A 16,485-nucleotide genomic window follows, 5' to 3' on the forward strand; every position below is an offset into this window, starting at 1 on the left:
CTATTTTTCGAGCACCTTGGGGCCGTCGCCGACGATCTTCTCGTCTTCTTCGCCGACCAGTTTCATGTCGCGACCGTCATAGGGCAGCGCTTGCAGAATGTGGCGCATGATGGCGAGGCGCGAACGGCGCTTATCGTTGGCCCGCACGATTGTCCATGGCGCAAGATCGGTATGTGTCTTCTCGACCATCAGATCGCGCATTTCCGTATAGGCGTCCCATTTGGAAATTCCGGCCACGTCCATCGGCGAAAACTTCCAGTTCGTCAGCGGGCTGTGCCGCCGGTCATGGAAACGCTTAAGCTGCATTTCCTGCCCGATGCTCAGCCAGAATTTGAAGAAGCGGATGCCTTCCTTGACTATCATTTTCTCAAAGCGCGGCGTCTCTTCCAGAAAATGCTGATGCTCCTGCGGCGTGCAAAACCCCATGACCGGCTCGACGCCCGCGCGGTTGTACCAGGAGCGGTCGAAGGTCACGAATTCGCCCGCCGTCGGGAAATGCGCGATATAGCGCTGATAGTACCATTGACCGCGTTCCGTATCGGTCGGCTTGGTCAGCGCGACGTTTCGGGCGGTTCTGGGGTTCATATATTCGCGAAGCACGTTGATCGTGCCGCCCTTGCCGGCAGCGTCGCGGCCCTCGAAAAGGATCAGCACGCGCTCGCCCTTGGCCTGCATCCATGCCTGCAATTTTACGAGCTCGATTTGCAGCTTTTCCAGCGTCTCGTCATATTCTGCGCGCTTCAGCTTTTTGTCATACGGATAGCCGCCGGAGCTCATCGCTTTCTTTTCGATCCACTCGGGAAGAACCGGATCGTTGATGTCGAACGTCCTCTGGCTTTTGCCGGAGCCGATGAGGATCGGGCCTGTTTCTGCAGCCTGAGATATTTCTGGAACATTTTTCATGTAGGCAATGCCTTTCCACAGTTGCAACACATGCTATTGGGTGCGTGATGCAGGGTCCAGCGGGATTTCACGCCAAAATGGAACAAGCATGAGCGAAACGGGCGGCCAGAACGACGACAGCGAAAGGCGCGATCTGCGACGGCGCACGCGCCTTGCCGCAGCGCGGTTCCGCGACAATCGCTGGATGCTGGCGGCAGGCATCGCGGCGATCTTCGTCATAGCGGCAATAACAGAGCTTTCACCCGGCATTACCGCCTTGATCGTGCTCGGCCTCGTCGCAATCGCTTTCGTCGCGCCGCGCCAAAGATCCAGAATGCGAGCCGACCGGGAGGCGACCAAGGGCGAGCGTTCCGGGCTTGAAAGACTGACGGCGGAAACGCTTGCCGCAGCCGTTGCCGATCCGATGGTGATCTTCGATGCCAATGGCCGCATCGTCCATGCGAACGCCGCTGCAATCAGCGCATTCAATCCGCTCGATCAGGGAATGTCGCTGCTTTTGAAATTCCGCGCGCCGGAAATGCAGAATTTGATCGAGACGATCCGCACCGTTCCGCAGGGCAGCCTCGCTGCCGAATATATCGAGCGCATTCCCATCGAGCGGGTCTACCGCGTCACCGCCTCGTCGGTTGGGCGCGGCACCGGCCTTTATGTGCTGGTCTTCAAGGACCAGAGCGAAGCGCGGCGCATTGATCGGATGCGGGCCGACTTCATCGCCAATGCCAGCCATGAATTGCGCACGCCGCTTGCCTCGATTTCAGGCTTCGTCGAAACCCTGCGCGGCCCAGCCCGCAATGACGCCAATGCCCGCGACCATTTCCTGCAGATCATGCAGAACCAGACGGGACGCATGGCGCGGCTGATCGACGATCTGCTTTCCCTGTCGCGTCTTGAAATGAAGACCTATCTCGTGCCGGGCGCAACGGTCGATGTTGGCGAAATCCTGCAAAGCGTCATCGACACGCTGACGCCGCTTGCTAGTGAAACTGGCCTCACGATCGAGAAAAACCTTCCCAAAAAGCAGATCGAAGTGGCCGGGAGTCGCGACGAACTGTTTCAGGTTTTCGAAAACCTGCTCGAAAACGCCTGCAAATACGGTCAGTCCGGCGAAAAAGTCATCGTTTCGGCTGGTCTTTCAAAGGGCGATGGAAGTGAAGTCGAGATTTCCTTCCGGGATTTCGGTCCGGGCATTCCGGCAGAACACATCCCCCGCGTTACCGAGCGTTTCTACCGCGTCGATGTCGAAACCAGCCGCGCCCAGAAAGGTACCGGTTTGGGATTGGCGATCGTCAAGCATATATTGACGAGACACAATGGCAGGCTGTCCATCAAATCGGCGCTCGCAAAGGGCTCGACATTCTCGGTGCACCTGCCATTGCTCAAAAATAACCGGCCGGTCGAATAGCGGTTTCTTTTTACCGTCACACGAATAGCCTAACGGTCGAGATTCAAAGGTTGATTCACGGGTTTCGGGAGGCCTTGGGGCAAAGATGACGTCACAGCATATCGTTCGCGCCTATGAGGAGGAATTGCAGTTCCTCGCAAGGAAGATCGCCTCGATGGGCGGTCACGCCGAACGCATGGTCGATCAGGCTGTAATCGCGCTGGTGAATTCCGATCTCGGCCTAGCGCAGCGTGTCATCAAGGACGACGCCGTACTCGACGAGGCGCAGCGCGAAATCGACGACAAGGCGATCCTCATCATTGCGCGTCGCCAGCCCATGGCGACCGATCTGCGCGAAATCATCGGTGCGATCCGTATTTCGGCCGATCTTGAGCGCGTCGGCGATCTTGGCAAAAACGTCGCCAAACGGGTCAGCGCCATTTCCGAGGCGCGCCAGCCCGAAAGCCTGTTTCGCGGGCTGGAAGCGCTGGCCGAACTTGCGCTGACGCAGTTGAAGGAAGTGCTCGACGTCTACGCTTCGCGAAGCGTCGAGAAGATCGGCTTCGTGCGCGACCGCGACGAGCAGATCGACGCGATGTACACGTCGCTGTTCCGCGAACTTCTGACCTACATGATGGAAGACCCGCGTAACATCACGCCCTGCACGCATCTGCTTTTCTGCGCGAAAAACATCGAGCGTATCGGCGATCATGCGACCAATATCGCCGAAACCATCTACTACGTCGTCACCGGTTCGCTGCTTCCGGCCGAACGGCCAAAGGAAGACACGACCCATACCGTGACGCTGGAGCGCTCGACCGCGTAGCTTGAAATTCCGCTGAGCGTTTAAATACGCTCGACGGCTCGCTGCGTCTGAATTATCTATAAAATATGACGCCACCCAAAGATGACACGCTGGCCGTGCGGATCAGCAAGACGCTGGCCGAGCGCATAATATCGGGAACTCTCGAGGCTGGAGCGAGACTCCGGCAGGACCATATTGCCGTTGAATTCGATGCGAGCCATGTGCCTGTGCGCGAAGCGTTCAGGCTTTTGGAAGCGCAAGGGCTGGTCGTCAGCGAACCGCGCCGTGGCGTTCGTGTTGCCGGGTTCAGTCTGGACGAGGTCAAGGAAGTTGCGGAAATGCGCGCCGCCCTTGAAGTTCTGGCGCTGCGTCATGCCGCGCCGCACCTGACATCCGCGATCCTCGACCGCGCGGAAGATGCAACAAAGGCAGGCGATAAGGCCGGCGACGTGCAGGCGTGGGAAGATGCAAACAGGGCATTCCACCGCATTTTGCTGACGCCCTGCGCCATGCCGCGTCTGCTGAAAGCGATCGATGATCTGCAAGCCGCCAGCGCACGCTTTCTGTTCTCCGGCTGGCGCGCCGAATGGGAAGCCCCGACCGACAGGGACCACCGCGCTATTCTCGGCGCCTTGCGGGCAGGCCAGATCGAACTGGCAGCTTCCGTTCTGTCCCGGCACGTTCAATGGATTGGCAACAAGCCCGGAAAACCGACCCAGTCTTTTTCAAGGCGATAGATTCAGGCTCATTGGTCAGGGTCGCTTTTCATCCCGAAGCAAGGCCGCATCCGTTTTTTGAGGGGCTAAATAGTGCGTCCTTCGAGGCTCGCGTTGCTCGCACCTCAGGATGAGGGAGGTAGGTGCAACTTCAGCATGAGGGAGGTAGCAACATTCAGTTGCCAACCTTCGAAGTCACGCATTTTAGAACCAGCCTCCCTCATCTTGAGGTGCGAGCAAAGCGAGCCTCGAAAGACGCACCCCACCTCCCTCATGCTGAGCATGTCGAAGCATGCACCCGAATCCCCCTCTCAAACGGCATCGAAAACAAGCCCTCTTGCGCTCTTTGAATATTTGTGGATTCTTTTAGCGATAGAATCGTAAAATTATCTATAATTTAGGAGAGACGAGTGTCCAACGCTACTGCATCCATTACTGCCCGTCCGTTCAGCCCGCTTAATCTGCAAAACCGCTCCGTCGGATGGCAGATTGCTGCTGTTGTCGGCGGCACCGCATTTCTGGCCGCATCATCCTATATCGAAGTGCCGATGGTGCCGGTGCCGGTCACGATGCAGACCTTCGCAGTGCTTCTGATCGGCGCGCTTTATGGATGGCGGCTTGGCGGTATTACGATCGTCGCTTGGCTCACCGAAGCTGCAATGGGAATGCCGGTTCTGTCTGGCGGGGCTGCCGGGTTGCATCATTTTGCAGGCCCGACCGCCGGTTATCTTTTCTCGTTCCCGCTTATGGCCGTGCTTATGGGCTGGCTGGCCGAACGCGGATGGAGCGGCAATCGGACTGGGTTGGCTTTCCTCGGCATGCTGCTCGGAAACGCGCTCGGCCTCGCTCTTGGAGCCGCATGGCTGGCGACGCTTATCGGCGCGGAGCAGGCGATTGCCTTTGGTGTCACGCCATTTCTTGTCGGCGCGGTTTTGAAGTCGGCTTTGGGCGCTGCCGTCCTGAAAGTGCTTGTGCGAGGCAAGGCGCGTTCCGGCGAATGACCATCAGGCTACGTGCGCACCATCTTCTTTGCGCGCTGACCTATATCGGAAAAGGCTATAGCCCTGCATTCGTCGTCAATTACGACGCGATCGCAGGGCGGCTTTCGCAAGGCGAACATGTTCTGATTGTCAAAGGCCCGGATGATATTTGCACGCCACTGCTGGCCGACGCCGAAGCGCATTGCAGGCGCGACAGCGTGCATAAGCGGGATAATCTGGCGGCGCGCGATCTCGGCGAATTGCTGGGCGAGGCGATCTATATCGGCAAGGTGCTCAGACTGGATGCGGCGCTGCTTGCCAGAATGCGTCTGGCTTTCCGCGCCGGTCGCATCCGGGAAGCCTGTGCCGGATGCGAGTGGGTCGAGTTGTGCAGTACGATAGCGGCAAGTGATTATGACGGCGCCAGGGTGCGACCGTCCTGTTAATTGCAGTTACGCCCATAGAGACCGTTTGATAATTCGCCCTGGCGAGTCATATGGCGTGGTTTTCGAGAACCGGAGCGGAGCGTACATAAAGTACGTGAGCACCGGAAGCGCAGAAAACCGCGTCAGATGGCCGGCGGGGTAGAATTTGCAAATGGTCTCTCAGCGGCTGCGACGGCGCTCGGAAGCTGGCTGGAAGGCGAGCTTTGCGTGATAGGTGCAGTAAGGGCCTGCATCGGAGCATTCATTGCCGCAGAAGCTGAAATCTTCCGAAAGCGGGTCGCCATTCGGCCATTTGCAGGTGCGTTCGCTGAGCTGGACGAGCTGCAGGCGGCGCGAGATCGGCACCACGACATTGTCGGATGAACGCACATTCTGGCGAACGATCGGCTCGGCGTCGAACTGTGCCTGAAGGGCCGTTGCGCCGATCGAGCTTGGTGCCGCGCGCGGTGCGGTGCGGGTCGGGCTCTTCGGTGCGACAGTGCCGCCCGTGCTTGGCTTTTTCTGGCGCGCCGGTGCTGCTGTCGTGCGGCCGCGGCCGGACAGTTTCAGGCGGTGCACCTTGCCGATGACGGCATTGCGGCTGACGCCGCCGAGCTGCGCTGCAATCTGGCTTGCGCTTAGCCCTTCGGACCAAAGTTTTTTAAGAAGTTCGACGCGCTCGTCAGTCCAATTCATGAGAGCAGGCTCCTGATGCTGGTGCAGCAATCGGAATCCTTCAACGTCCTGGCAACCGCCAGGCGACACCACATATACAGGGTGATTAGGATCGCCGCACGAAATCTAGTTATTTCTTAGCCGCAAACTACCTTATCGGCTGACTCCATGACAAGAGTCCGGGCAGGTTCGCGAATCTGTTTTTTCGGTTTTCCCCAACTTGCCGACAGTTGGGGGCGTTAAAACGGTTAGACTTGTTGATCGGTCCCGTTAAGTGACCTTTTCGTTGACTTGATGGCCGAAAAACGGAATATGTCGCCCAAGCCGCCGCTTGGGCGGCTTTTTTGATTTTTCCGGTACCGGAGACGCATATAATGAGCGGTTCGGCGCTTTTCGAGACTTTTGCTCGGGCTCCCCTTTCTTTCGAATTTGGGGAGGGAAGCTGGCTTGTGACCGAAGATGGCCAGCGCTACCTCGATTTCGCAGGCGGCATCGCGGTCAATTCCTTGGGCCACAGCCATCCAAAGCTTGTTGCAGCGTTGACTGAGCAGGCCGCGAAGCTCTGGCATGTCTCCAATCTTTACCAGATTCCAGACCAGACACGGCTCGCCGAAAGGCTGGCTGACGCGACATTTGCCGACAAGGTGTTCTTCACCAACTCCGGTGCGGAAGCCATCGAATGCGCGATAAAGACCGCGCGCCGCTATCAATATGTAAGCGGCCACCCGGAGCGTTTCCGCACGATCACTTTCGAGGGCGCATTCCATGGCCGCACGCTGGCGACCATCGCCGCAGGCGGTCAGGCCAAATATCTGGAAGGCTTCGGCCCGAAGGCTGAAGGCTTCGATCAGGTTCCGTTCGACGATATCGACGCGGCCGAAAAGGCGATCACGCCTGAAACGGCGGCGATCATGCTTGAACCCATTCAGGGTGAGGGTGGTATTCGCCAGTTCCCGGCGCAGTCGCTGAAGCGCATTCGCGAGCTTTGCGACAAGCACGGCCTGCTGCTGATTTTCGACGAAGTTCAATGCGGCGTTGGACGTACCGGCAAGCTGTTCGCCTATGAATGGTCGGGTGTGACGCCGGACATCATGGCAATCGCCAAGGGCATCGGCGGCGGCTTCCCGGTCGGCGCATGCCTTGCGACGGACGAGGCCGCTAAAGGCATGACGGCGGGTATTCACGGCACGACCTTCGGCGGAAATCCGCTGGCCATGGCCGTCGGTAACGCCGTTCTCGACGTCGTTCTCGAAGACGGTTTCCTTGAGGAAGTGAACCGGAAGGCACTGCTTCTAAAGCAGGGTCTGGCAGGCATTGCCGATGAATATCCCGCGATTTTCGAGGGAATTCGCGGTTTTGGCCTTCTTCTTGGCCTGAAATGCAAGGTGCCGAACACGGCTCTTTTCGCCGCTCTGCGCGACGAAAAGCTTCTGGCCGTACCGGCGGGTGATAATGTCATCCGCTTGCTTCCGCCGCTTACCTCGACGGATGAGGACATCCGCGAAGCGCTGGACCGCATCGGCGCCGCTGCCGCAAAACTTTCCACCAAGGCGGCGTAGCCTGCGCAGATTGCCCTGTTACCGGGCTGAAAAAGGGACTTTATGACGAACGCCATTCGCCATTTCACCGATCTTTCCACCGTTTCCGCCGACGATCTGCGCGGAATGCTGCGAGACGCTTCGGCCCGCAAAGCCCGTCTCAAGGCCGGCGAGAAAAGCCGTCCGCTGGACGGCAAGGTTCTGGCGATGATTTTCGACAAGCCGTCGACCCGCACCCGCGTTTCCTTCGACGTCGGCATGCGCCAGCTCGGCGGCGAAACGATTATGCTGACCGGCACGGAAATGCAGCTTGGCCGCAGCGAGACGATTGCCGACACCGCCAAGGTTTTGTCGCGCTATGTCGATGCGATCATGATCCGCACGACCTCGCATGAGCGTCTGGTGGAACTGACCGAAAACGCCACCATTCCGGTGATCAACGGCCTGACCGACGATACGCATCCGTGCCAGATCATGGCCGACATCATGACGTTCGAAGAGCATCGCGGCAGCGTTTCGGGCCGCACCTTCGCCTGGGTCGGTGATGGCAACAACGTGCTGCATTCGCTTCTCGAAGCTTCCGCCCGGTTCAGCTTCAACCTGAACATCGCCGTGCCGGATGGCAGCGAGCCGGAGCAAAAGCATGTCGATTGGGCCAAGGCCAATGGCGGCGTGGTGAATTTCTTCGGCTCGGCCGAACAGGCGGTCAGCGATGTCGATTGCATTGTCACCGACACCTGGGTCTCGATGGGTCAGGAGCACCGCGCGCGCGGCCACAATGTTTTCCTGCCCTATCAGGTCAATGCAGATTTGATGAAACACGCGAAATCCGATGCGCTTTTCATGCACTGCCTGCCCGCGCATCGCGGCGAGGAAGTCACCGACGAAGTGATCGACGGGCCGAATTCGGTCGTCTTCGACGAGGCGGAAAATCGTCTCCATGCGCAGAAGGCCGTGCTGGCGTGGAGCCTCGGTGCTTGATCTAGCCGGGCACAATGCCTATCTGCCGGAAATCGAAATTCACATTCGTTTGAACGATTAACCGCGCGCGTTTTTGTTGACGCGTTGCGGGTGAGCGACGCATGCTTGCATAAAATGCCGTTCTAACGAGCTTTTGACAGGAACGATTCTGTGGCTGAAACCGAAAGAAAACTCGGCGAATTTGGCTTTGCCGGCGACGATCATGTGGTGCCCTTCGAGGTAGCCTCGCTCGATGTGCGTGGCCGCACGGTGCAGCTTGGACCGATGATCGACCAGATTCTGGCCCGCCATGACTACCCGGAACCCGTCGCGCAGCTTCTCGCAGAAGCCGCTACCATCACCGTGCTTCTCGGAACGTCGCTCAAATTCGACGGAAAATTCATTCTGCAGACGCGTTCGGACGGTCCGGTCGATCTGCTGGTTGCGGATTTTTCGACGCCGGGTTCGTTGCGCGCCTATGCCCGCTTCAATGCGGACAGGGTCGATGCGGCCGTGCAGGCCAAGGCTGCGACGCCCGCGCAATTGCTTGGCTCCGGCGTGCTGGCGCTGACCATCGATCAGGGGCCGAACACGCAGCCATATCAGGGCATCGTGCAGCTTGACGGCACGTCGCTTGAAGATGCCGCGCGCACTTATTTCAGGCAGTCGGAGCAGATCCCGACGGATGTGCGTCTGTCGGTCGCGAAGCTCGTCCAGCCTTCCGAGAAGGGCAATGTCGAGCAATGGCGCGCTGGCGGCATTCTCGCGCAGTTCCTGCCGCAAGCGCCGGAGCGTCTTCGCGTAGCGGATTTGCCGGGCGGCGATGGCGCGCCTGATGAGGAATACGTTGAAGTCGAGGACAATTCCTGGCGCGAATTGCTGGCGCTTACCTCGACCATCGAGCCCAGCGAACTTATCGACCCGACTGTCGGTGCCGAAAGGCTGCTCTACCGTCTGTTCAACGAGCATGGCGTGCGGGTGTTCGAAGGCGTCGAAGTGGCGGACGAATGCTCCTGCTCACGCGATCGCATCCGCGGCATTCTCGACGGCTTCTCCGCCGAAGAGATCCAGGACAGCGTGGAAGACGGCAAGATTCGCGTAAACTGCGAATTCTGCTCGAAGGAGTATGCGTTTGAGCCTTCGGAGTTTGCCGCGAAGGCGTAAGAGCCTTTCATTTTAGGTTGGGGGGAAAGCGCCCCCCTCTGTCCTGCCGGACATCTCCCCCACGGGTGGGGAGATTAGCCGTCCGCTGTCGATGGCGGCTAACTGGCGACGAAGTTTTGCGAAATCATAGATGAAATCTAATCTCCCCACCTGTGGGGGAGATGTCCGGCAGGACAGAGGGGGGCGCCTCGCGATTCCGTTAAAACAGGAAGCACCCTAACGCTCCGCAATGGCCGTCCCCGCCGCCCAGCCGGACGACCACGCCCACTGAAAATTATATCCGCCGAGCCAACCGGTCACATCCACCACTTCGCCGATGAAGTAGAGCCCATCGACGGTTTTCGCTTCCATCGTGCGCGAGTTCAGACCTGCCGTATCGACACCGCCGAGCGTCACTTCGGCGGTGCGGTATCCTTCCGATCCGATGGGGAACACCTCCCATCCCTGAACAATCGAGGCAATCGCCGCGAGCTTCTTGTCGCTGCACTCGCCCATCGTACCCGCCCAGCCATGCGCTTCGGCCAGATATGTCGCCAGCCGCTTGGGCAGGATTTCGCCGAGCGCGTTTGAGATACTTCGGCGGCCGTTTTCGCGTTTCGATGCGCATAGGGCTCCGAAAATGTCATCCTTGGGCAGAAACGCGATCTTTATCGGCTCTTTCTCGCGCCAATAGGACGAGATTTGCAAAATCGCCGGGCCGGAAAGGCCGCGATGCGTGAATAGCAGGGCCTCGTCGAAAGAGGTCTTGCCGTGCGAGACGCGGACATCTGCTGCGACGCCTGCGATTTCACGAAAGCTTGCCAGAACATCCTCACCGAATGTCAGCGGAACCAGTGCTGCGCGTGTTTCGGTCACAGCCAAATCGAACTGGCCCGCAATCTGGTAGCCAAGCCCCGTCGCGCCCATTTTCGGAATGGATTTGCCGCCGCAGGCGACAACGAAATACCTGCAGCGGATTTTTGCGGCGCCATCGCCGCCAAGCGTCACCGCAAATCCGTCTTCGGCCCGCTCAAGCCCTTCCAGCGTGGTCGCGAGCCGCAATTCGCAACCCGCGCTACGCATTTCGTCTAGCAGCATGGCGATAATGTCCTTGGCGGAATTATCGCAGAAAAGCTGCCCCAGTGTCTTTTCGTGGTAGGCGATGCGGTGTTTTTCGACCAGGGCGATGAAGTCGCGCTGCGTGTAGCGGCCAAGCGCGGATTTCGCAAAATGCGGATTACCTGAGAGAAAATTGCGCGCGCTGGTCCCGATATTCGTGAAATTGCAGCGCCCGCCGCCCGAAATCCGGATTTTCTCGCCGGGCGATTTCGCATGATCGACGATAAGCACACGCCCGCCGCGCGACGCAGCGTGGATCGCGCACATCATTCCCGCAGCACCTGCCCCCAGAACGACAGTGTCGAAAGTCTCAATCCGCATTGAATGTTGGTCCTAAATTCGGGAAGGCTCGCCCCTCATCCGCCTGCCGGCACCTTCTCCCCGCAAGCAGGGAGAAGGACGATGTCCTCAATGTTTCGCTTAGCATGTTGGAGTGAACCGGACGAACAAGATTTGCGCGGCGAACCCGCTTATCCCTTCTCCCCGTTTTTACGGGGAGAAGGTGCCGGCAGGCGGATGAGGGGCCACTGTCCTAATTCACCACGCGTCGCGCGCCGGGCAGATCCAGCGAAAACGCCGGTATCTCGATGTCGAAAACCTCGTCGCGCTCGTTCCGCATCGTGTAGAGCCCGGCCATGATGCCGGATGGCGTCGTGAGCGGGCAGCCGGATGTGTATTGATAGCTGTCGCCGGGGTCGAGTTCGGGCTGTTCGCCAACCACGCCCGCGCCCCGCACCTCTTCGACCGTACCGTTGCCATCCGTGATGCGCCAGTAGCGCGACATGAGCTGCACGGAATCGTTGGACTGATTGTCGATGGTGATCCGGTAGCCCCAGACGAAGCGGTTTTCAGCGGGAGACGACTGCTCTTCGAGATAGAAGGGCTGTACGACGACTGCGATGTTGCGCGTTACTGCGCGGTACATGGGCATGCTCCCGAAGGCTTTTGATAGACCGGGTTGTCCGATCTATCGTAATTCAGCCATCGTAAATCGGAATGTGACTTTCGCGTGATCAACCCGCTGCGCGCAACGCCTTCTCGACGTCCTGCAGCAGATCGTCCACGTCTTCGAGGCCGACCGAAATGCGCAGCGTGCCCGGATCGATGCCGAGCTCTTCGCGAGCCTCGTCGGTCAGGTTCTTATGCGTCGTGGTTGCCGGATGCGTGATCAGGCTTTTTGCATCGCCAAGATTGTTGGAGATTTTCATGATCTCCAGCGCGTTCTGGAATGCGAAGGCCGCTTTCTTTCCGCCCTTCACATTCAGGCAGATCAAAGTCGAGCCGCCGCTCATCTGCTTCCGGACCAGATCGGCCTGCGGATGGTCGGCGCGGCCCGGATAGATCACGCTTGCAACTTCGGAACGCTCGGCCAAAAAGTCGGCGATCTTGCCAGCACTTTCCGTCTGCTGACGAACGCGCAGCGGCAAGGTCTCCAGACCTTTCAACAGCGTCCATGCATTGAAAGGCGAAAGGCTGGGGCCGGTGTGGCGGAAATAATCGTGCAGGTTTTCGTCGATCCATTCCTTGTCGGAAAGGATCACGCCGCCGAGGCAGCGGCCCTGGCCGTCAATGTGCTTGGTGGCGGAATAGACGACGACATGCGCGCCGAGTTCCAGCGGCTTTTGCTGCAAAGGCGTTGCGAAGACATTGTCGACCACGAGCCGTGCGCCGACCGAGCGCGCGAGGCTTGCGACTGCGGCGACATCGACAACTTCAAGCGTCGGGTTGGTCGGGCTTTCGAAGAAGAAAAGCTTGGTGTTCGGGCGGACAGCCTTTTCCCAATTGGCGATGTCCTTGCCATCGACCAGCGTTGCCTCGATGCCGTATTTCGGCGCGAGTGTTTCGACGACCCAACGGCACGAGCCGAACAGCGCGCGCGCTGCAACGATGTGGTCGCCAGCCTTCAGGCCGCACAGAACGGCGGCGGTAACGGCCGCCATGCCGGAGGCGGTGGCGCGGGCGTCTTCCGCGCCTTCCAGGGCGCACATGCGCTTTTCGAACATATCGACGGTCGGGTTGGCGTAGCGCGAATAGATGAAACCGGGCTCTTCGCCCTTGAAGCGCGCTTCGGCAGCTTCGGCGGTTTCATAGACATAGCCTTGCGTGAGAAAAATAGCTTCGGACGTTTCGCCGAAACCGGAGCGCATCGTGCCTGCGTGAACGAGAGCGGTTTGAGGCTTCCAGTTGCGCTTGCTATCTGTCGTCATCGGTCCTGACCTAAATAAAAAAACCGGCCGCGAAAGTCGCACGCCGGTCTGTCAGCGGCCCTTTAGCGATTTGTTTAACGTGGCTGCAAGCCGACCGGCCAAATCACCACGGGATAACGTTTCTTTAGACCCCGACCATGCTTGCGTCAATCTTTGTCATCATTAAACCTTCCGCGACCATCATCGGAGCGAAGTTTTGCGGCAATCAGGAATTCTCCCGGATCAGGACATTGCAGGGCTGTTTCAGTCCGGCGCGCTGGCTGCACCCCGCGCGCTCGATACCGATCAGATCCAGCCCGCCAGCCTCGATCTGAGGCTCGGCGAAAAGGCGTGGCGGGTGCGCGCAAGCTTTCTGCCGGGACCGGGCAGCCTTGTTTCGGAAAAGCTCGACCGGCTGAAACTGCACGAGATCGACCTGACGGCAGGTGCGGTGCTGGAAACAGGCTGCGTCTATATCGTGCCGCTTCTGGAGGGACTTCAGCTTCCAACCAGCATTTCGGCCTCGGCAAATCCGAAAAGCTCGACCGGCCGTCTCGATATTTTCACGCGCGTCATGACCGACTTCGGACAGGAGTTCGACAAGATACCGGCGGGCTACACCGGCCCGCTTTATCTGGAAGTCAGCCCGCGCACATTCCCCATCGTCGTGCGCACCGGCTCGCGTCTTTCGCAGATACGTTTCCGCATCGGCAATGCGCTGCTTGGCGAAAGCGAATTGCAGGATTTGCATACGCAAGACATGCTCGTCGCTTCCGAACAGCCCAATATTTCGGGCGGCGGCATTGCGCTGTCGATCGACCTCAAGGGCGGTGAAAACGGCCTGATCGGTTATCGTGGCAAGCACCATACGAGCCTTGTCGATGTCGATGTGCGGGCCGCGCACGATCTGCACGAATTCTGGGAACCGCTCTACAATCGCGGCAGCGGTGAACTGATCCTCGATCCCGATGAATTCTACATTCTCGTTTCGCGCGAAGCGGTGCATGTGCCGCCATTATTTGCAGCGGAAATGACGCCCTTCGATCCGCTGGTCGGCGAATTCCGCGTTCACTATGCGGGTTTCTTCGACCCCGGCTTTGGCCACACGGCGGCAGGCGGCACGGGCAGCCGCGCAGTGCTGGAAGTGCGCAGCCATGAGGTGCCGTTCATTCTGGAACACGGCCAGATCGTCGGACGACTGGTCTATGAGCACATGCTGTCGCGACCGAAGGCGCTTTACGGGCTGGATCTCGGCTCGAACTATCAGGCACAGGGCCTGAAACTGTCGAAGCATTTTCGGGCTTAGAACTTATTTTTAAATAGAAACGTTGGCGGGACAGCACCCCCCTCTGCCCTGCCGGGCATCTCCCCCTCAAGGGTGGAGATTACCCCGTCATCAACGCACGGTACGAATTGCTGACGTTGCAGAATGAAGGTGGAGGATCGTGTCAGCCAATCTCCACCCTTGAGGGGGAGATGGCCGGCAGGCCAGAGGGGGGTGCCTCGCGATTCCATCGAAACAGGAATTATTCTAGAAACGGCTGGAGCGGGTAGCGGGAATCGAACCCGCGCGATCAGCTTGGGAAGCTGACAAGCTACCATTACATCATACCCGCACAGACGATCATTTATCACGCGCGGCGCGAGCGTCGCAATGGAAATTCAGATGCGCTCCGCTTGATGCGAGCGGCTGCTTTGCGTATGTGCAGGGGCGCATTATTAAACTTGGAGAATGCCATGTCCGGACTGACGCGTTTTCTGGGAGACACCCCGCTCAGGGTCTTGCTCAAGCTGGTCGTCGTCTCGTTTCTGGTCGGTATCGTCATGAATACGTTCGGCTGGTATCCGATGGACGTTCTGCACGGCGTTCGCGATTTCATCCTGCGCATCTGGAATATGGGCTTCGCAGCGCTTGGCCGCTTCGGCGACTATTTCGTGATCGGTGCGGTGATCGTCGTCCCGGCCTTCATCCTGCTCAGGCTTTTCAGCTACCGCCGCTGACCGGTCCGGCATAGCGGTCGGCGATTTCGAACAGGATCGCATGGCGCGCGGCAAGCGTCGGCAGGTCGTTGGAATAGCCGCCGCCGAGCACACCGCAAACCGGTACGCCGCGACCGCGAAAATGCCCGATCACCAGATCGTCGCGTTTTCTCAAACCCTCATCCGTCATGGCCAGCCGTCCAAGGCGGTCGTCGCGATGGGGATCGACGCCTGCATTGTAGAACACGAAGTCCCATTTCCCCTGATGCGAAATCGTATGAAGTGCCGTGTCGAGCCGTGACAGATAGGCTTCGTCGTCCGTCTGGTCGGCCAGAGCAATATCTAGATCAGACGCGATCTTGCGCACCGGATAATTCCTTTCCGCATGCATGGAAAAGGTGAAAACCCGGTCGTGCTTTGCCAGAATATCGGCCGTTCCATCGCCTTGATGGACGTCGAGATCGACAATCAGGATTTTCTTCGCCAGTTTTTCCGAAATCAGCACCAGTGCTGCGACCGCAACGTCGTTGAAGGTGCAAAAGCCTGCGCCATGCGCGCGCTTGGCGTGATGGCTGCCGCCAGCCGTGTTGCAGGCAAGGCCATGTTCCAGCGCCAGCCGTGCGGCGAGGATCGTTCCGCCAGCGGCGAGCAGTGCGCGGCGCGAGACGCGCTCATTGATCGGAAAGCCGATCTCGCGTTCGATTTTTTCCGGCACCTTGCAGGAAATAACCTGCTCGACATAGGCGGGCTCATGGGCGAATTCGAGCCATTCAGAACGTGCGGGCGCAGGCACATGCAGGAAGCCGGGATGGACCAGCGCCAATTCGTGCAGCCGCTCCATAAGCATCGAATATTTGCCCATTGGAAATCTATGCGCCACAGGGAAGGCGGCGTCGTAGTCCGGGTGATGAACGATGTGAAGCGGCATTAGAACAGGGAGAAGATCATCATGCCAGCGAAGGCTATGAGCAGCACGATGTAAAACGGGCGGAAGAGATAGAAACGCTGCCAATTCGTGAGGCCGAGAGCATTGATATAAACGCGCTCATCAAGCTTCACATTGTCCATGCCGCTATCGACGGAAAAATCACCTCCATTATTCTTATAAAATCGGTATTCCCTGACCTGCGCGATAATCTGGTGAGCGGCTAGAAGGCCGACCGCCACGAACGCTGCTGAAAAAAGCAAGATTTCCAATAATAGCATAACGGGAAAACTCCTCTTTAATCCGTAGGACAGGGAAAAATAGCGGCCAGTCCTTCAATCACCAATGTCGATGCTCTCTCTTTGAGGCGCTCTGGCGTGACGATCCGAAGATGGGTGTATACGCGGTCTGCAAGCTCATGAGGGAGAACCGATCCGGCCCCACACCACCCCGTCCCGCTGGTAGCATCCGCCACCCCAGCTATATAAGCACCACCGCGAGCGCCCGACTTGATACGGCCAGCCTCGCTCCGTAGAGCGCCATCATCGGACTTTCCTTCGAGCGCCTTGATCAGCTCCGTCCCGCTGATTATCCAGTCGCGGGCCTCATCGTTGCCAGATTCTGCCGACGCAACATTGATAGCCAAACCTATCGACAGTATCGCCGCCGGAAAAATTGCCCGAAATTGGTACGCTGCTGTCATCTTCCGCTCCGTTGATCAGGCTGCCACCGGCGCTACTCGAACGCAG

The 16,485-nt window shown here is 58.8% G+C and carries 18 protein-coding genes, 1 tRNA gene and 1 riboswitch; of the genes, 11 read left to right on the forward strand and 8 right to left on the reverse strand.

What is annotated here, in order from left to right; all coding sequences use genetic code 11:
* Positions 1-903 carry a polyphosphate kinase 2 gene (ppk2, locus tag ABFT80_RS18195; RefSeq protein ID WP_347973337.1) on the reverse strand — a complete coding sequence of 301 codons (903 nt, stop codon included), beginning with the start codon at positions 901-903 and terminating at the stop codon, positions 1-3.
* Between the two features lie 88 nt (positions 904-991).
* Here ppk2 and ABFT80_RS18200 point away from each other — a divergent pair, with 88 nt between their 5' ends.
* The 5 genes from ABFT80_RS18200 (at position 992) to ABFT80_RS18220 (ending at position 5,231) form a co-directional block, all read left to right on the forward strand.
* Positions 992-2,305, forward strand: a complete 1,314-nt coding sequence (locus ABFT80_RS18200; RefSeq protein ID WP_347973338.1) for an ATP-binding protein — start codon at positions 992-994, stop codon at positions 2,303-2,305.
* Positions 2,306-2,390: 85 nt separating this feature from the next.
* On the forward strand, positions 2,391-3,110 hold the full coding sequence (phoU, locus tag ABFT80_RS18205; protein WP_347973339.1) for a phosphate signaling complex protein PhoU: 720 nt from the start codon (positions 2,391-2,393) through the stop codon (positions 3,108-3,110).
* 65 nt (positions 3,111-3,175) lie between these two features.
* Positions 3,176-3,826, forward strand: a complete 651-nt coding sequence (locus ABFT80_RS18210; protein WP_347973340.1) for a GntR family transcriptional regulator — start codon at positions 3,176-3,178, stop codon at positions 3,824-3,826.
* A 389-nt stretch (positions 3,827-4,215) separates the two neighbouring features.
* Complete coding sequence (locus ABFT80_RS18215) at positions 4,216-4,806, forward strand: biotin transporter BioY (RefSeq protein WP_347973341.1); 591 nt, start codon at positions 4,216-4,218, stop codon at positions 4,804-4,806.
* A complete protein-coding gene (locus ABFT80_RS18220; protein WP_347973342.1) occupies positions 4,803-5,231 on the forward strand; it encodes a DUF1284 domain-containing protein in 429 nt (142 codons plus the stop codon). The genes ABFT80_RS18215 and ABFT80_RS18220 overlap by 4 nt, the downstream gene beginning before the upstream one ends.
* A 159-nt stretch (positions 5,232-5,390) precedes the next feature.
* On the opposite strand, the gene ABFT80_RS18225 is transcribed toward ABFT80_RS18220, so the two are convergent.
* Positions 5,391-5,906, reverse strand: coding sequence for a GcrA family cell cycle regulator (locus tag ABFT80_RS18225; protein ID WP_347973343.1), 516 nt, complete (start codon positions 5,904-5,906; stop codon positions 5,391-5,393).
* A 353-nt stretch (positions 5,907-6,259) separates the two neighbouring features.
* On the opposite strand from ABFT80_RS18225, the gene ABFT80_RS18230 reads away from it, so the two are divergent.
* The 3 genes from ABFT80_RS18230 to ABFT80_RS18240 all read left to right on the forward strand — a co-directional run bounded on the left by ABFT80_RS18230 (position 6,260) and on the right by ABFT80_RS18240 (position 9,547).
* Complete coding sequence (locus ABFT80_RS18230) at positions 6,260-7,444, forward strand: aspartate aminotransferase family protein (RefSeq protein ID WP_347973344.1); 1,185 nt, start codon at positions 6,260-6,262, stop codon at positions 7,442-7,444.
* A gap of 42 nt (positions 7,445-7,486) precedes the next feature.
* Complete coding sequence (gene argF / locus ABFT80_RS18235) at positions 7,487-8,404, forward strand: ornithine carbamoyltransferase (RefSeq protein ID WP_347973345.1); 918 nt, start codon at positions 7,487-7,489, stop codon at positions 8,402-8,404.
* Between the two features lie 150 nt (positions 8,405-8,554).
* The gene (locus ABFT80_RS18240; RefSeq protein WP_347973346.1) at positions 8,555-9,547 is read left to right on the forward strand and encodes an Hsp33 family molecular chaperone; all 993 of its coding nucleotides are present in this window, start codon (positions 8,555-8,557) and stop codon (positions 9,545-9,547) included.
* A gap of 216 nt (positions 9,548-9,763) precedes the next feature.
* Here ABFT80_RS18240 and ABFT80_RS18245 read toward each other — a convergent pair whose 3' ends face one another.
* From ABFT80_RS18245 to ABFT80_RS18255, 3 genes are all read right to left on the reverse strand, one after another.
* Positions 9,764-10,960: a BaiN/RdsA family NAD(P)/FAD-dependent oxidoreductase gene (locus ABFT80_RS18245; protein WP_347973390.1), complete on the reverse strand. Its 1,197-nt coding sequence runs from the start codon at positions 10,958-10,960 to the stop codon at positions 9,764-9,766.
* A 217-nt stretch (positions 10,961-11,177) separates the two neighbouring features.
* Positions 11,178-11,570 (reverse strand): Co2+/Mg2+ efflux protein ApaG, encoded by a 393-nt coding sequence (apaG, locus tag ABFT80_RS18250; RefSeq protein ID WP_347973347.1) that lies wholly within the window; start codon positions 11,568-11,570, stop codon positions 11,178-11,180.
* A gap of 88 nt (positions 11,571-11,658) precedes the next feature.
* Positions 11,659-12,852 (reverse strand): O-succinylhomoserine sulfhydrylase, encoded by a 1,194-nt coding sequence (locus tag ABFT80_RS18255; RefSeq protein WP_347973348.1) that lies wholly within the window; start codon positions 12,850-12,852, stop codon positions 11,659-11,661.
* Positions 12,853-12,894: 42 nt separating this feature from the next.
* Positions 12,895-12,972: riboswitch (SAM riboswitch) on the reverse strand.
* A gap of 76 nt (positions 12,973-13,048) precedes the next feature.
* On the opposite strand from ABFT80_RS18255, the gene ABFT80_RS18260 reads away from it, so the two are divergent.
* Positions 13,049-14,137, forward strand: coding sequence for a 2'-deoxycytidine 5'-triphosphate deaminase (locus tag ABFT80_RS18260; RefSeq protein ID WP_347973349.1), 1,089 nt, complete (start codon positions 13,049-13,051; stop codon positions 14,135-14,137).
* A 236-nt stretch (positions 14,138-14,373) separates the two neighbouring features.
* Here ABFT80_RS18260 and ABFT80_RS18265 read toward each other — a convergent pair.
* Positions 14,374-14,447: transfer RNA gene (locus tag ABFT80_RS18265), tRNA-Gly, on the reverse strand.
* 121 nt (positions 14,448-14,568) lie between these two features.
* Between ABFT80_RS18265 and ABFT80_RS18270 the strand changes: the two genes are divergently transcribed.
* The gene (locus tag ABFT80_RS18270) at positions 14,569-14,832 is read left to right on the forward strand and encodes a DUF6460 domain-containing protein (RefSeq protein WP_347973350.1); all 264 of its coding nucleotides are present in this window, start codon (positions 14,569-14,571) and stop codon (positions 14,830-14,832) included.
* Here ABFT80_RS18270 and ABFT80_RS18275 read toward each other — a convergent pair.
* Entirely contained in the window at positions 14,816-15,739 is a 924-nt protein-coding gene (locus tag ABFT80_RS18275) for a histone deacetylase family protein (protein WP_347973351.1), read from the reverse strand. The genes ABFT80_RS18270 and ABFT80_RS18275 overlap by 17 nt on opposite strands.
* On the opposite strand from ABFT80_RS18275, the gene ABFT80_RS18280 reads away from it, so the two are divergent.
* Positions 15,673-15,963, forward strand: a complete 291-nt coding sequence (locus ABFT80_RS18280; RefSeq protein ID WP_347973393.1) for a hypothetical protein — start codon at positions 15,673-15,675, stop codon at positions 15,961-15,963. The genes ABFT80_RS18275 and ABFT80_RS18280 overlap by 67 nt on opposite strands.
* A 71-nt stretch (positions 15,964-16,034) precedes the next feature.
* Here the strand turns inward: ABFT80_RS18280 and ABFT80_RS18285 are convergent, their stop codons facing one another.
* Entirely contained in the window at positions 16,035-16,439 is a 405-nt protein-coding gene (locus tag ABFT80_RS18285) for a Rap1a/Tai family immunity protein (RefSeq protein WP_347973352.1), read from the reverse strand.
* Between the last annotated feature and the right edge of the window lie 46 nt (positions 16,440-16,485).

Origin of the sequence: Foliimonas ilicis (assembly GCF_039939195.1) — a bacterium.
GTDB classification, from domain to species: Bacteria; Pseudomonadota; Alphaproteobacteria; order Rhizobiales; family Rhizobiaceae; genus Foliimonas; species Foliimonas ilicis.